Source organism: Tenacibaculum litoreum (genome assembly GCF_964513915.1).
Taxonomy (GTDB): Bacteria; Bacteroidota; Bacteroidia; order Flavobacteriales; family Flavobacteriaceae; genus Polaribacter; species Polaribacter litoreum.
On record NZ_CAZEQS010000003.1, the window covers coordinates 818,737 to 833,587 of the forward strand.

The 14,851-nt window shown below is 27.6% G+C and carries 16 protein-coding genes; 11 read left to right on the forward strand and 5 right to left on the reverse strand.

Features of this window, described 5'->3' with window-relative positions; translation table 11 throughout:
- The 4 genes from ACKTTR_RS09840 to ACKTTR_RS09855 are packed head-to-tail and all read right to left on the reverse strand — an operon-like array spanning position 1 to position 3,786.
- Positions 1-1,236: a DUF4350 domain-containing protein gene (locus ACKTTR_RS09840; RefSeq protein WP_408027676.1), complete on the reverse strand. Its 1,236-nt coding sequence runs from the start codon at positions 1,234-1,236 to the stop codon at positions 1-3.
- 1 nt (position 1,237) lies between these two features.
- A complete protein-coding gene (locus tag ACKTTR_RS09845) occupies positions 1,238-1,972 on the reverse strand; it encodes a DUF4129 domain-containing protein (protein ID WP_408027677.1) in 735 nt (244 codons plus the stop codon).
- Positions 1,973-1,976: 4 nt separating this feature from the next.
- Complete coding sequence (locus ACKTTR_RS09850) at positions 1,977-2,828, reverse strand: hypothetical protein (RefSeq protein WP_408027678.1); 852 nt, start codon at positions 2,826-2,828, stop codon at positions 1,977-1,979.
- Entirely contained in the window at positions 2,821-3,786 is a 966-nt protein-coding gene (locus ACKTTR_RS09855) for a stage II sporulation protein M (RefSeq protein ID WP_408027679.1), read from the reverse strand. The genes ACKTTR_RS09850 and ACKTTR_RS09855 overlap by 8 nt, the downstream gene beginning before the upstream one ends.
- Positions 3,787-3,905: 119 nt before the next feature.
- Here ACKTTR_RS09855 and ACKTTR_RS09860 point away from each other — a divergent pair, with 119 nt between their 5' ends.
- From ACKTTR_RS09860 to ACKTTR_RS09890, 7 genes are all read left to right on the forward strand, one after another.
- The gene (locus tag ACKTTR_RS09860) at positions 3,906-4,622 is read left to right on the forward strand and encodes an RDD family protein (protein ID WP_408027680.1); all 717 of its coding nucleotides are present in this window, start codon (positions 3,906-3,908) and stop codon (positions 4,620-4,622) included.
- A gap of 565 nt (positions 4,623-5,187) precedes the next feature.
- Entirely contained in the window at positions 5,188-6,585 is a 1,398-nt protein-coding gene (locus tag ACKTTR_RS09865) for a GspE/PulE family protein (protein WP_408027681.1), read from the forward strand.
- Between the two features lies 1 nt (position 6,586).
- Positions 6,587-7,039, forward strand: coding sequence for a hypothetical protein (locus tag ACKTTR_RS09870; RefSeq protein WP_408027682.1), 453 nt, complete (start codon positions 6,587-6,589; stop codon positions 7,037-7,039).
- A 2-nt stretch (positions 7,040-7,041) separates the two neighbouring features.
- Positions 7,042-8,313 (forward strand): hypothetical protein, encoded by a 1,272-nt coding sequence (locus ACKTTR_RS09875; protein WP_408027683.1) that lies wholly within the window; start codon positions 7,042-7,044, stop codon positions 8,311-8,313.
- Positions 8,301-8,642 (forward strand): hypothetical protein, encoded by a 342-nt coding sequence (locus ACKTTR_RS09880; RefSeq protein ID WP_408027684.1) that lies wholly within the window; start codon positions 8,301-8,303, stop codon positions 8,640-8,642. The genes ACKTTR_RS09875 and ACKTTR_RS09880 overlap by 13 nt, the downstream gene beginning before the upstream one ends.
- Positions 8,629-9,078: a type II secretion system protein gene (locus ACKTTR_RS09885; RefSeq protein WP_408027685.1), complete on the forward strand. Its 450-nt coding sequence runs from the start codon at positions 8,629-8,631 to the stop codon at positions 9,076-9,078. Before ACKTTR_RS09880 ends, ACKTTR_RS09885 begins: the two co-directional genes overlap by 14 nt.
- Before the next feature lie 3 nt (positions 9,079-9,081).
- Positions 9,082-10,206 (forward strand): type II secretion system F family protein, encoded by a 1,125-nt coding sequence (locus ACKTTR_RS09890; protein WP_408027686.1) that lies wholly within the window; start codon positions 9,082-9,084, stop codon positions 10,204-10,206.
- Here ACKTTR_RS09890 and ACKTTR_RS09895 read toward each other — a convergent pair.
- The gene (locus tag ACKTTR_RS09895; RefSeq protein WP_408027687.1) at positions 10,203-10,613 is read right to left on the reverse strand and encodes a type IV pilin protein; all 411 of its coding nucleotides are present in this window, start codon (positions 10,611-10,613) and stop codon (positions 10,203-10,205) included. The genes ACKTTR_RS09890 and ACKTTR_RS09895 overlap by 4 nt on opposite strands.
- Before the next feature lie 80 nt (positions 10,614-10,693).
- On the opposite strand from ACKTTR_RS09895, the gene ACKTTR_RS09900 reads away from it, so the two are divergent.
- The 4 genes from ACKTTR_RS09900 to ACKTTR_RS09915 are packed head-to-tail and all read left to right on the forward strand — an operon-like array spanning position 10,694 to position 14,830.
- Positions 10,694-11,047 carry a hypothetical protein gene (locus ACKTTR_RS09900; protein ID WP_408027688.1) on the forward strand — a complete coding sequence of 118 codons (354 nt, stop codon included), beginning with the start codon at positions 10,694-10,696 and terminating at the stop codon, positions 11,045-11,047.
- Positions 11,048-11,059: 12 nt separating this feature from the next.
- Entirely contained in the window at positions 11,060-13,138 is a 2,079-nt protein-coding gene (locus ACKTTR_RS09905) for a type II secretion system protein GspD (RefSeq protein ID WP_408027689.1), read from the forward strand.
- Positions 13,138-14,319: a hypothetical protein gene (locus tag ACKTTR_RS09910; RefSeq protein ID WP_408027690.1), complete on the forward strand. Its 1,182-nt coding sequence runs from the start codon at positions 13,138-13,140 to the stop codon at positions 14,317-14,319. Before ACKTTR_RS09905 ends, ACKTTR_RS09910 begins: the two co-directional genes overlap by 1 nt.
- Complete coding sequence (locus tag ACKTTR_RS09915) at positions 14,309-14,830, forward strand: hypothetical protein (protein ID WP_408027691.1); 522 nt, start codon at positions 14,309-14,311, stop codon at positions 14,828-14,830. The genes ACKTTR_RS09910 and ACKTTR_RS09915 overlap by 11 nt, the downstream gene beginning before the upstream one ends.
- Positions 14,831-14,851: the final 21 nt, after the last annotated feature.

Sequence of the window (14,851 nt, forward strand, 5' to 3'; positions counted from 1 at the left end):
CTATTCTTTTTTATATGCTTTAAAATCTTCAATAGCTTTACTTAAGGCTACTAAATCTTCTTCGTTTATACTTGATTTTGATTGTATTTGCTGTATCTTTTTAAATAAAGCAACTACTTTTTCTTCTGAATTACCACTTCTATTAGCAAGGTTTTTATAAAAACGCTCATCTATTTTCAAAGTTGATAATCGGTATTTTATTCTGATATACTCTAAAAAATAGTTGATTTTATGTTCAGCTATATTTTTATGATCTGATTTCTCATAATACATATTGGCTATGGTACGTGTAAAAGCCAATGTTTGATTTTTTAACGGTCTAATAACAGGAATTAATCGCTGATTACGCTTTCCTTTAAAAATAATAAAGAACAATACACCTATCAACCCTATATAATATGCCCATTTTAACGATTGGGTTGATAAAATATAATGCATAGGGGAAACAATTCTGCTTTTTCCTGTCTTATAATAGGTATCCCATAAAATAGTACTACTACTGTTGGAACCAGTCCCTACTTCATTTTCATATTGGTTATTTAGATATGATAACACATTAGCTACGTACTCATAATTATTATCTAATAGCATGTTATAATTCGTAAATGCCTGTGGAAAAGTATGCAAATAAAAATTACCTTCTCCATGTTTTACTTTGATAAAGTTCGGCTTTTTACTGATAATAGAATCGTTTTCATTTCGTATTACCAACTCACCTAAAATAGTTGTGTTTACAGTATCTACTTCAGAAAAATATAATTTTGAAAAATCTCTATCAAAATGATATTCTTTTTCACCAAAAATAGGGTTACTCATTTTTTGATAGGCTTTTTCCTCAAACGCTGAAGTAGTTAAATAACTTGTTTTTGTTTGCAACGTATCTAAATATATTCCATTAGTTGCTATAAACACATCATTTCCCCTATCTGCAAACTCTAAAAGCTCATTCAATTCATCTTTGTCAAAATTCACTTTATTATCAAGAAAAAAATAGGTTCCGTTATTCTTATCGTCTTTTAAGTATACATACGGATTTTGATATATATCTTTTACTTCACTTTTAGGAAATAAACTCGGCATTTCTTTATGCAATACATATGTACCATACGGAATTTTATGTTTTGCTGCATAACTTGGATACCAATTGATTTCTTTAGGCTTTACAGACTCAACATAAAAAATACCGAGCACTATAAGTACCAACAAACCAATGTATATTTTTAATTTTTTATCCAAATTAGTATATTTTAGCTAGCGTGTTTTTAAAATTACTTTCCGCTTGCAAGAATTTTTCTTTATCTATTGAAAACTCACCATACCACACATAATCATACAAATAAGTTAACTCTTTAAAATCTGTATACAATTGTTTTTTAGATGATAACTCTTTTATATAATCTTCGTTTGTTTTTTCTTGTTGCCAAGAAATAAACTCCTTATCTGACAAATTTTTTAACAGTAACAAGTAATAATAACGTACTGCTAATTGATAATTTCCTTCTGAAATTGCTTTCTGAATTAATTTTGGCAAGTCTTTATCTTTTATCAACTCTTCTTCTTCCGATAAATGTACAATAGGTTTAGCCTTCTTACCATCAATAATATTACGTGCATTCACATTTAAAAAGAACTTAATAATGAAGTACAACACTAAACCTGCAATTATATAGGGTAAGGCTTTTAAAACGGCTCGTAAAAATCCAACAGCTGGGGTAATATCATCAAAAATATAAGAGAGAATTTTTATGATGGTTCGTTTTAACCAATCCCATATTTTTTCTAAAATAGTAGGTTCTCTTTTTTCTACGATGTATATAAATTCATCTTTTTGCTTGTACTCTTCTATTTTTTGAGCATCAAACTTTTTTTGTTCAATAACAGTATCATCATACTGAACCTCTCTTTTTTCTTCCTGAGAAAAAAGAGTGATTGAACAAATAAAAAACGTTATGTAAAAAAGAAATTGCTTCAAAAGATTACTGTCCTATACTATCAATTCTTTCAATAGTTCCTGTAAGATTTTTCCTTTCGTTAATATCGAAATACAAAAGTACGTTGGTTATTAAAGTAATTGAATAAAACATTAGCTGACCTGCTATTGAAATAACATTTAAAATCAAGTAAATAGGATCACCAAAAAATCCAAAAACTTGCGCTGGATCATCACTTCCTGAACCTATTCCTATACTTATTAATTGGTATATGGTTGCTGGTATTTGAAATACATACCCAAGAATACTTACTAAAATAGATACTACGAAAATTACTCCAAAAGTTTCCCAAAAATATCCACTTATAAAGTTGAAACATTTCCCTACTGCTCCAGAAGCTGTTTCATTTTCAAACACTAAAATTGAAGCACCTAAAGATAATGCTGGCCAAGTATAAAACATTGGTAACACACATAACATAGCACTAGCAAATAATATTAAACTTGCTAAAATACCAAACCCTGTAAACGACCAAAACTTAGCTTTTGTGTTGGTTACAACATCTTCTTGTCTAACTACTCCCTTATTATCTATATATGATTTAATATAATACATACCTGCTAAGTTTATGTGAACGATAGCTACTAAATAAGCTATCATCATAATAAACACTGACCCCATCATTCCAACAACTGCATTTGTTTCTTGGCTAATTAACGAAGACATTGACATCATGTAATAAATCATAGAAGCTACTGCTATAACAATAGGTATTGCTGCTACTTTTAAAATGGTTAAAAAGAACTGTTTCCCTTCTAATCTTATAAACTTAAAAGCATCTGAAATAATACTTCCTAAATCTCTTTCTTTTTTAAACTCTACGTATTCTTTATGCATGGGTTTGTTGATTTTTATAAACTTTAATTGGGTATATGACGTAATAAAATATAATTAGTGCCAATGAAGTAGCAATTATTAAAATTGCTAACCAATCTGGCATTTCTGTATGGCGGGTTACAAAACCTTCTAAAAATCCTGCAACAATAAAAAACGGAATGGTACTTACCATTATTTTTAATCCATCTTTCATACTTCTTTTAAATGACTCTAATCGTGAGTAAGTCTTAGGAAATAATAATCCGTTACCTAATACCAATCCTGCACATCCTGCTATAACAATTACTGATATTTCTATGGTTCCGTGAATCCAAATGGTTCTTGACGACTCCCAAAACAATCCTTTATCATAAAAGAAATACAAAAACGAACCTAACATTATTCCGTTTTGCATCATAATAAATAAAGTACCTACCGAAAATAGTATACCTAACACAAAAGCATACATAGCAACTCGTATATTATTGATGGTAATTCCAATAAACATATCCACTTCATTAGCCTTTTTATAAACAGCCATTGGGTCGCCATTTTCAATATTTTCTAAGGTCATGTTTACATAACCGTCTCCTAAAATAAGGCGGACAAAATCAACATCGGTTGCGGCTGAAAAAGCACCACAAATAGAGAAAAAAGCAAATACTAAAAACGCTATAAGTAGCTGTTTTTGGTAGCTATAAAACATCAAAGGGAATTCCGTTTTAAAAAAACTAATAAACCTGTTTTTGCTTTCTTTTTTAGTTTTATAAATTTTTTGATGTGCTGCCGATGCTATCGAATTTAAATATATCACCGTATTTCCGTTAGGATAAAATGTTTTAGCATAACTCAAATCATCAGTTAACTCCACATATAAATCAGATAATTTGTCTGGTGAAATAACTGTTTTGTTATACAACGCATCTTCAAAAAGCTGCCATTTTTCTTTATTTTTATTTACAAAAGCAGCTTCTCTCATGTATTTAAAAAATTAAAGCATGTTTGTTGAGAAGTTTCTCTAATCATAGAATATTTTTATCTTCGCTAAACTAAAAAAAGTTGCATAAATATCAACAAAAAAAAGTGAAAAACTAGTTCATGGATAATTTTCAAATAGAAACAGCTCAAAACATTGCTATTAGTCAAAATGTAGCTCATGTTACCACTCGTATCGGTTCATATTTAATTGATGCTTTATTTATTGTTGGGTACTACATTATCATTGCTATTATAATAGGAATGTTAGATATTCCCATGAGCATGGAATATATGAGCCTCTTTGTTTTATTATGGCTTCCTGTATTCTTCTATAGTTTACTTTTTGAGATTTTAATGAACGGGCAAACACCAGGTAAATACTTCAACCAAATAAGAGTGGTTAAATTAGATGGTTCTAAACCTACTTTTGGAAGTTATTTAATTAGATGGTTACTACGTTTTGTTGATTTTACTTTAGCTAGTGGTTCTGTTGCTGTTCTTACCATTTTATTAAACGGAAAAGGGCAACGCTTAGGTGATATTGCTGCAGGAACTACTGTTATTTCTGAAAAGAAAAGAATTACTTTAAAAGATACTATTGCAAGCGATGTAGTCGATAACTACACACCTACCTATTCACAGGTAACACTATTGAGTGATAATGATATTCATACTATTACAAGGGTATACAGAGATGCCATGAAAAAAAGAAACCATAAAGTAATTTTAAAACTACATACAAAAGTTATTGAGTTAACAGGAATTACCACCGAGCAAAAACCTGCTCAATTTATAGATACCGTAATTAAAGATTATCATTATTACGCAAGGCAGTAACTCGAATCAAATTAATCTACGAAGTATTTTTTATGGGAAATTATATTTTCATTCATCTCATAAAAGCCTAAATTATTATATATTTGACATAAAAATTGATTTATATTCTTCTTAGTTTACTGTTAATAATCTTTTACCAAGACTTAAAAGAAAGACAAGTATTCTTACTTGTTTTATTAACCGCTATAGTTACTGCTTCATTTATCTATTTAAAAAACACCTTATTAAACATTTATCTTCTCAATATTTCGATAAATCTAATAATCTTATCAACTATATTATTTATAATTTTTCTGTACTCTAAATTAAAACTAAAAAAATCATTTTTCTATTCCTTGGGACTGGGAGATATACTGTTTTTTACTTTACTAAGTGTTGGTTTTCCTACAGTAACATTTTTAACTTTATTTTCCACATCATTAATTTTTTCTCTCATTTTGTTTTTAACCTTAAAACCCAAACTAACTCAAAAAACAGTACCATTGGCTGGATTCCAGGCATTATTTCTATTTTTAATTTTATTTATAAATTTGGTGTTTGATATTGTTAACATCTATGCTTTCTAATGAAAAAGAAAAACTTTGATTTACCTACTGAATTATCACAACTAATTTCCTCTGAACTGGCTTATGAATATAGAATAATCCCCATTAACACAGAGAAAAACAGCATTACCTTTTTAACTGATTCTAATAAAATAGAAAATTTAAAATCTGAACTTCAAATAGTTTTAGGAAAAAGTATAATTTTAGAAGAAGAATTAACTAGCAATATTGATAGCTACTTACAAAAAAACTACAGAAAACGAAATCGAAAAAGCACTGCTTCTTTACAATATTCAGAAGATTTTTTACTAAATATAATTCATGAAGCTAAAGAGATAGGTAGTAGTGATATACATTTTGAGTCATTTGAAAAACAAAAAAGAGTACGATTTAGAATTGATGGTAAATTAATTGAAAAATATATTATTCCCTCTTCAGAATATCCCAAAATAATTAATCGCCTAAAAATTATGGCTAGTATGGATATTTCTGAAAAAAGATTACCCCAAGATGGACGTATCAACTTAACTACAAAGTCAGAAGATTTTGATATAAGAGTATCATCTTTACCAACACTACAAGGAGAAAAACTTGTATTACGTATCCTATCAAAAAATAATGTTGATATTCAGTTAAATAAGTTAGGTTTTACTATAGAAGAGTTAAAAACATATAGAAAAACCATAAAAAAACCCAATGGTATTATTTTAATTTCTGGCCCAACAGGCTCTGGTAAAACCACTACTCTTTATGCTACTTTAAAAGAATTAAACAAAGAAGATACCAATATTCTTACAATAGAAGACCCAGTAGAATACACATTAGAAGGAGTTAATCAAGTTCAATTGAAAGAAGATATAGGTTTAGATTTTTCAAGTACTTTAAAAACTTTTTTAAGGCAAGACCCAGATATAATCATGGTAGGAGAAATAAGAGATGTAGCTACTGCAAATATGGCAATTAGAGCTGCTTTAACAGGCCACCTCGTACTATCTACAATACACACTAACTCTGCATGGGGAACTGTTTCTAGATTAATAGACATGGGTGTACCTTCTTTTTTAATTGCAAGCACACTAAATATAAGCATCGCTCAACGATTGGTTAGAAAACTTTGTGATAATTGTAAAAAAGAAGAGCAAACATCAGTAGGTTCTGAATTACATGACGTTTTAAAAACTCATTTTATAGCTGTTGGGTGCGAAGAATGTTATCAAACAGGCTATAAAGGAAGAAAAGCCGTATACGAAATTATACCAGTTACAAAAGAAGTAATTTCATTTATTAAAAAAGAAGAATTAGAAATAGATACTTATTTAAAAGTAAATAAAGTTAAAACACTACAAAATAATGCTATCGAACTAGTTAAAAAAGGAATTACTTCTATTGATGAAGTATATTCATTAATAATCTCATAAAATGAAAAAACAACACAAAACGTATACTTTAATTATTGCTGTTATTATTGTTTGGGGAGTAATTGGGTTTCAAATTTTCGGTTACCTAAACCCCAAAAAGGAAATATTACTACCTACAACTAACAAACAAAACATCGCTAGAAAACAAATAAAGAAAAAGCAAAACTACATTATTAAGAGACACACAAGGGATCCTTTTTTAGGAAAAACACTAACTAAACCTACGAAAAAAGGGAGGAAGAAAAAAGTAGCTGAACCAGTAAATTTTCCTCCTATTATTTATCATGGAATAATTGAAAGTAATAAAAGAAAATCTTTTATAATATCCATAAACGGAAATCAAAACATTTTAAAAATAGGGCAATCTATTAGTGATATAAAATTACTTTCTGGTAATAAAAAAGAAGTAAAAATTCATTACAAAGGAAATAACAAAGTAATTCCACTCAGTTAATAATGCTTAACAGGTTAACAAAAATAAAAGCAGGTGCTTTACAGTATGTTTTGGTAATTTCAGTTATAATTGCCATTATACTACTAACCTTCATTCTATTAATTAACTTACAAAACAAACTATCTGCAAAGTACCTTTTTTATAAACAAGCCATCTTAAACGTTAATTACGGATTTGATTACTTATCAAATACAGATATTGAGTATAACCAAGTCTTAACAAAACAATTTTCAGACAACATTAAAGAGTCTACATTAATATTTAAAAAAAAGTGGGGTCTTTTCGAAGTAGGATCTGTTGCATCTAAAGTAAGACAAGAACATTTTCAAAAGCTAGGTTTATTAGGCTGGAAACAAGATAAGAGAAAAGCTCTTTATCTTCAAGATAATAACACTCCTTTGGTTATGGTTGGAGATGCTAAAATAATAGGCGATGTTTTTTTACCTAAAAGAGGTGTCAAAACAGGAAACATTGGGGGTACTTCTTTTTACAACAACAAATTAATTGAAGGAGTTAAACATGCAAGTACCAATAAACTACCACAAATATCCAACTCTATAGTAATAGAACAACTATTAAAACACTACTATTTAAATGACTCTATTCAAAATTTTGAGCTAGAAGAAAATCTTAATATCATACAATCATTTAATAAAAAAACTCTTTTACACGAAACAACTTCCAATATTTATATTCAAAATATTTCTTTAAAAGGTAATATTATGGTGAGATCTGACAGAAAAATAACAATTGCTGCTTCAGCTAAATTAAATGACATTATTCTTATTGCTCCTGAAATTGTCTTAGAAAAAAATGTAACAGGAAATTTTCAAGCTTTTGCAACCAAGGCGATAACTATTAATGAAAACTGTAAGATTAATTATCCATCCTCTTTAGTTCTTTCTCTAAACAAGGCTAAAGCTGAGAAAAATCAAAAAGAAAATAAAATAGAATTAAAACAAGGAGTTATCTTTAAAGGAGTGATAATATATAATAAAGAAAATAGTGAACCACAGCAAAGCAATTATAATCCCCAAATAATTATTAAAGAAGAAGCTATAATTACAGGAGAAGTTTATTGTGAAGCAAACCTTGAACTACTCGGGGAAATAAGAGGGATGGTAGTAACGAAAAACTTTATAACTAACCAACAAGGAAGTACATACATAAATCACATATTAAACGGTACGATTAACGCAAATAAACTCCCTACACAATATGTAGGACTGAACTTGAACTCTAGTAATCAAAATATAGCTAAATGGTTATATTAAAAAAAATAAAAGCATCCTCGTTAAATGAAGTAATAATAGCAACCATTGTTATTGTATTAATTTTTGGTATAGCTATAGCTACACTTAACAACATTATGCAAAATACACTTCGTAAAAATACAAAAGCTGCAAATTCAAAGTTAAATGAAATAGTATATCAATATCAACATCAATTAATTAAACTCCCTTACAGCAATGATGAAGATGATTGGTTAGTTCATATATCTAAACAAAACAATAATAATTTAAATGAAATTGAATTTGAAATAACCTCTAAAAAAACAAACACAACAGTCTCAAGGAAAATTATTAATTATGAAAAGAATTAAAGCTTTTACGTTAACTGAACTTCTTGTGGTAATGGTTGTATCAACTATAGTGATATCTTTAGCTTTTTTAGTGTTAACAATGATTCAAAAACAAACACAAAACATTAAAATTAACCTAAACAAAAGACATATTATTGAAAATTTAGACAAGATACTATGGAAAGATTTCAATGAAGCTAATAATGTTTTTATAAAAAAAGAACTTCTTACTTTTGAAAAAGAATTAGATACCATAGTATATACTTTTCATGAAAAAGTTATTATCAGGAAAAAAGATAGCTTTTTAATTCAAACCAATAATAAAACTTTCTTTTTAGATGGTTTAAAAGTTAAAAATGGGTCTATTGACGCCTTAAAATTAGAATTTGAAAACACTTACAATAATCAAGAATTGTTTGTGAACAGAGTAAAAAGTGCTTCATTTTATATAAATTAAAGAATGGGATTTCAAATAGAAAACATTAAAGAATCTAAAGAAAAAGCTTTTGACATTGATAAGTTATTAAAAAAAGAAATAAACTTATTTGGAAAATCATTTTCTAACAAAAAGAAAGAAAGCTTTTACACAGAGTTATATGTGCTTTTACAAGCTGGACTGGAATTGAAAGATGCATTAGAGTTAATTTCAAAAGAGCAAAAAAAAGAAACAGATAAACAGTTAATTGAATCTATTATTGAAAAACTTATTTCTGGAAAAAATTTTTCAGAAGCTTTACAAGAAAAAAAACTTTTCTCTACTTATGAATATGTTTCAATTCAAATAGGAGAAAGAACAGGAACTTTAAATAAAGTTATAGAAGAATTGGGTAATTATTTCAAAAAGAAAAATGAGCAGAAAAGAACTGTTTTAAACGCTCTCTCCTATCCAATTATAATTCTTACAACTGCATTTTTAGCTGTAGGCTTTATGTTACAATTCGTAGTACCTATGTTTGCTGATATTTTTAAACAAAATAATGTTGAGCTTCCTTGGATTACTACTAAAATTATAATGATTTCAAACTTTTTTAAAAACTATTACTGGATTCTATTTTTAATATTAATAATAATAATAATTTTGAGAAAGTTTTTTAAAAACACGCTATGGTATCAAAAAATTAGTTCTAAAATAATTTTAAGACTACCTTTTATTGGTGAGTTTGTAAAAAAAGTAAAAATTGCTCAATTTACACAAGCACTCTCTTTACTTATAGGTGCTAAAGTTCCTTTATTAAATGGCATTCAACTTACGCAGAAAATGATTAATTTCTACCCTTTACAACAAGCCTTGAACAATATAGAAAATGACATCTTAGTAGGAAAAACATTATCAGAAAGCATAAAAAAACATTCTATTTTCGATTCAAAAATGGTCTCTTTAACTAAAGTTGCAGAAGAAACAAACCAAAATCAAGTTATTTTTGAGCGATTAACAACCCAATATAATAAAGATGTAGAGTATAAATCAAAAATGTTAAGTACAGCTTTAGAGCCATTAATTATTTTAATTTTAGGAATAGTTGTAGCTACAATACTTATAGCAATGTATATACCAATGTTTAAGTTAAGTACCGTTATAGGTTAATCCTTTACTATTTCATTTAAATTTTTATCTTGATCTACTTCCCAAATATTTAAAACTCCATCACCATCAAAATCACTAACAGCAGTTGCTCTAGCTTTAAATGAATTATTTGTTGCTTCAATTATTTCATAACTATAGTAAGCTGTTCCTCCCTGGTTAATATTTTTAGGAATAATAAAGTCTACCTCATTAAAATCATTTGAATATTTTGAATGTAAATAGAAATAGCTTTTTTGCAATCCGTACAAATGGTTTAGTTGAACTTTAGCTTCAATACTTTTAGCTTTTGAAATTTGTGGCATTAAAGAAGGTAATGCTATTAAAATAAGAATTCCTATAATAACTAAAACAACTAAAAGTTCCTGTAAGTTATAAGCATCTACCTTTTTTGAAAATTTCAATTTCATCCCTGTTTTTTTTTGATTTTTGTCAAAAGTATTAAAAATGAAATAATTCTTTACATTTGCCTCTGAAATTTAAAGTTTTTATGAAAAAGAAAGTATTGATGCTTCTCTCTGCATTAGTTTTAACAAATTGTGAAGCCATATTCGTTGAGAATATTTCAGATAAAAAAATCACCATTGTTTCTCCTGCTGATAAAATTAAGCTAGATGACCCAGAAATAGTTTTTTCATGGAATAAACTGGATGACGTAGACGTATATCACTTAAAAGTTATTACCCCAAACTTTAGTAACATTACCAAAACTGTACTAGATACAGTAATTACAAAATCTTTATTCTCAAAAAAACTAAGCTCTGGTGATTATGAGTGGAGTATTATTGGAAAAAACTCCGAGTATCAAACACAAGAAACTAGAAGCTCTTTTACTGTAAATTAATTATTAAATATTTTGAAAAAGAAATTACTCCTATTTTTTTTATTATCTAGTTCTATCCTTTTTTCACAACAGACTAATAATAGAATATACAAACTGAAACATACGTTAGACAGTTTACAAACAAAAATCCCAGGACTTACTAAAAAAGTTGATTTTAGTGTTAACAATATTGAGCTTCCTGTCTTCATAAGGTCAGTAGCAAATACTCATAAAGTAAATGTAAGCATTGGTCCTGAGCTAAATAACTTTTCTTTATCTCATAATTTTTCAGACGCTACTGTTAGCAACATATTTTTGTATTTATGCAAAGAGTACTCTTTAACAATAGAACCTTTAGGAAATATTCTATCAATAAAAAAATACTCTCGTAAGCCTATTTTTAAAACAAAAAACATACCTATAGAATATGATTCAACTATTGATAAATTCTCTATTGAATTAAACAACGATACTTTATCGGTTGCTTTTAAAAAAATAACCGATGTAACAGGTAAAAACTTAGTGTATTCTGTGGGGTTAGGAAATAAATTAATTTCAGGATATATTCAAGGAAAAACTTTTGAAAGTGCTATAGATAAATTAGCCTTTTCGAACAATTTGTTAGTTACAAAAACAAAAGACGATTATTACTTATTTGAAGAAGCTTTCACTACTCCGAACACAGTAAACATTAAGTCAAAACAAAGACCAAGAAGATATCGAAGTTCTAACTTTTTTTATCAAGTAAACGATACGATAAATAAAATTATAAGTGTTGATTTTGAAAACACTGATATAGCTTCAATTATTAAAAATATTGGTTATGATTTAAATGTTGGAATTTTCACAAACACTTCACTAACAGCAATCGGAAAAGCTTCTATAAAAACCGACAGTATAACCTATGATAGGTTGTTATATAAGTTATTAGAAGACACACCTTACACATATAAAAAAGAAGAAAATTTATATTTTTTAGGAAAAAGAGAACAAGCCTCTTTAAGGAGTATTGTAACTGTCCCTTTGTTGCATAGATCTATTGAGATTATGGCTGCTCCTATGAGTAACAGAAATCAATTTGACTACAATACGTCTTCTTTCAATCAAAATTCAAGTAGTAATAATTATAATCAAAACTTCAATAGCAATGGTTTTGACAATCAACGACAAACTATAAATACAAGAAACAATAATAGATCTTTTAATACTTACAATAACAAAGCAGAAGCTTTAATTAACATTCTTCCTAAAGAGGTAACAAACGATTTAGAAGTAAAAACAGATATAGAAAGAAACAGTTTTATAGTTAGTGGAGATGCTCAAAAAATAGAAAAATTTAAGTCTTTTATTAAGGAAATAGATAAACCTGTACCGGTTATTCTCATAGAAGTAATGATTTTAGAAGTAAATAAATCTGCTACAGTAGACACAGGTATTGAGTTAGGGTTAGGCAAAAAACCTGTTAAAGATGCCGGACAATTATTCCCTTCTGCCGACGTAACGCTGGGAGCAACTACTATTAATAAAATAATAGGAGGATTTAATGGTTTTGGGTCACTTAATGTAGGCAAGGTAGTTCCTAATTTTTATGCAAAAATTAATGCTTTAGAAGCTAATGGAAATATTAAAATTCGCTCTACTCCTAAACTATCAACCTTAAACGGACACAAAGCTGTTTTATCTAACGGAGAACGTTCGTACTATGCTATTACAAGAAGGGATATTATAGGTTCTCAAAACCCTCAAACAACAGAAATTAAAAATTATGTACCCATTGATGCCGATTTATCTATAGCTATAAAACCCATGGTAGCTGGAGATAATCAAATTACAATGAGCATTAATGTAGTTCAGTCGAGTTTTAATGGAAAAAGAATTGACAAGGAAGCTCCTCCAGGTATGAACTCTAGAGAGTTTACATCTATAATTAGAGTAAAAGATCAAGATGTTGTTATTTTAGGAGGTCTTGAAGAAAACTTAAAAAACGATTCAGGTTCCGGGGTTCCTTTGTTGTCCAGAATACCAGTAATAAAATGGTTGTTTAGTAAAAGAAAACGTATTGACTCTAAAAAAAAGTTATCTGTTTTAATTAAACCTACAATCATTAAATAATGCTTAAAGATTGGTTTTTATATAATAATAAGTTTTGTGCTGTAGAACACACTTTCAATCCTCAAGGAGAAGAAAGTTACCATTTTCTACAGTTAAAGAAAAAAGGAAAAGAGCTTCTATTAGACAGCAAAAAAACTTTTTCTACTCATAAAGAACTTATTAGTTTTCTCAAGGAATCTAAACAACAACAAATTGTTTTAGTTTTTAACAACCTACAAGTTTTAACTAAAAACATAAACAAACCTGAAAATTATCTAAATATATTTCAATTAGCATACCCTAATTTGAATAGTACAGAATTCTACTATCAATATGAAAAAACTAATGATAATATATTTTTAGCAGTAACAAGAAAGTCATACATTGATAATTTAATTGAGCTATATTCTTCCAATCAAATCTCAGTTTTAGACTTCTCTTTAGGAAACCTATCAGTTTTTGAAATTGCTAATTTATTTCAGGCAACGGAAATTACTACATCCAATTCAAAAATACTTCTTGAACACGAAAAAGTAATTAACATCACCCCAAAACACTTCGATGATAAAAAATACGATATCAATGGTTTAAACATTAACAGCAATAACCTTTTATCTTTAGGTATTATTATAAGTTTTTATTTAAAGACTAATTTTTACCATACTAAAACTCATTTCGATAGCTTTAAAAATAAAGTGATTTTTAATAAAGGTTATAAAACAGCTCTGAGTTTTTGCCTTGTAATATTATTTATTAATTTTTTGTTTTTTAGTTCATATTATAAAAAAAATACAAAATTAAACAGCTACATAGAAATAAATAACAGTACTAAGGAAAATCTAAAATTATTAAGTAATGAAGTAATAGAAAAAGAAAAATTATTGAATCAAATTCAAAATTACTCCTCAATAAGCATTGCTAAATATATAGATGAAATTACTCATACAACACCCAATACAATATTACTAACAGAATTGAAGTATCAACCTTTTTTAAATACCATTAAAGAGGGGAAAGAAATAAAGAACGAGTTAAAAACAATAAGAATTAGTGGTAATTTTAAATCCAATTCAGATATTAGTAATTGGGTAGACATAATAGAGAAACTTATCTGGGTTAAAGAAGTTTCTAGATTAAAAATAGAAAGCACCAAACAAACTTCAAAATTTCATTTTTCAATAATTATAAAAAATGAGTTATAAAAAGAAAAATATCATGCTACTTTTTTCTTTCATCGCTTTATTGAGCTTTATATATGTATTTAGCATTTCTAAAACATTAGGCTACAAAAAAAAGCTAATCAAATTACAACAAGAAAGAGAAATAATTGATAATAGTGCTACTGAACTAAAGTTACTTAAAGAAAAGTCGATATACTTAGATTCTATTTTAAAACAAGAAAACATATCTGTTACAAACTCTTTTCAACAAATTATTTTAAAAAAAATAAATGAATTTAAAAAAGAAAATAAAATTGAACTTATTGAATTCAATACTTCTATAAATGTACTAGACAGCAATACAAACATTCAGCTATATCCTTTAATTATAAAAGGGAACTTTAATGAGTTGCTATCGTTTTTAAACTACATAGAACAACAAGGCTTGGGAGAAATTAAAAACATTAATTTTCTTAAAAAGAAAGATTACAGAACTAGAAAAAGCTTTCTATTGTTAAAACTTTACATAAAAAAAATTGCTGCAAAAAACTAAAAGTCATACTTTTACAAACGA

Excerpts from the sequence above, each read along its gene's own strand:
- ACKTTR_RS09890 (WP_408027686.1), top strand. The coding sequence starts at position 9,082 with ATGGGATTTCAAATAGAAAACATTAAAGAATCTAAAGAAAAAGCTTTT.
- ACKTTR_RS09870 (WP_408027682.1), top strand. The coding sequence starts at position 6,587 with ATGAAAAAACAACACAAAACGTATACTTTAATTATTGCTGTTATTATT.
- ACKTTR_RS09850 (WP_408027678.1), bottom strand. The coding sequence starts at position 2,828 with ATGCATAAAGAATACGTAGAGTTTAAAAAAGAAAGAGATTTAGGAAGT.
- ACKTTR_RS09915 (WP_408027691.1), top strand. The coding sequence starts at position 14,309 with ATGAGTTATAAAAAGAAAAATATCATGCTACTTTTTTCTTTCATCGCT.
- ACKTTR_RS09885 (WP_408027685.1), top strand. The coding sequence starts at position 8,629 with ATGAAAAGAATTAAAGCTTTTACGTTAACTGAACTTCTTGTGGTAATG.
- ACKTTR_RS09860 (WP_408027680.1), top strand. The coding sequence starts at position 3,906 with ATGGATAATTTTCAAATAGAAACAGCTCAAAACATTGCTATTAGTCAA.
- ACKTTR_RS09875 (WP_408027683.1), top strand. The coding sequence starts at position 7,042 with ATGCTTAACAGGTTAACAAAAATAAAAGCAGGTGCTTTACAGTATGTT.
- ACKTTR_RS09855 (WP_408027679.1), bottom strand. The coding sequence starts at position 3,786 with ATGAGAGAAGCTGCTTTTGTAAATAAAAATAAAGAAAAATGGCAGCTT.
- ACKTTR_RS09895 (WP_408027687.1), bottom strand. The coding sequence starts at position 10,613 with ATGAAATTGAAATTTTCAAAAAAGGTAGATGCTTATAACTTACAGGAA.
- ACKTTR_RS09900 (WP_408027688.1), top strand. The coding sequence starts at position 10,694 with ATGAAAAAGAAAGTATTGATGCTTCTCTCTGCATTAGTTTTAACAAAT.
- ACKTTR_RS09910 (WP_408027690.1), top strand. The coding sequence starts at position 13,138 with ATGCTTAAAGATTGGTTTTTATATAATAATAAGTTTTGTGCTGTAGAA.
- ACKTTR_RS09865 (WP_408027681.1), top strand. The coding sequence starts at position 5,188 with ATGAAAAAGAAAAACTTTGATTTACCTACTGAATTATCACAACTAATT.
- ACKTTR_RS09880 (WP_408027684.1), top strand. The coding sequence starts at position 8,301 with ATGGTTATATTAAAAAAAATAAAAGCATCCTCGTTAAATGAAGTAATA.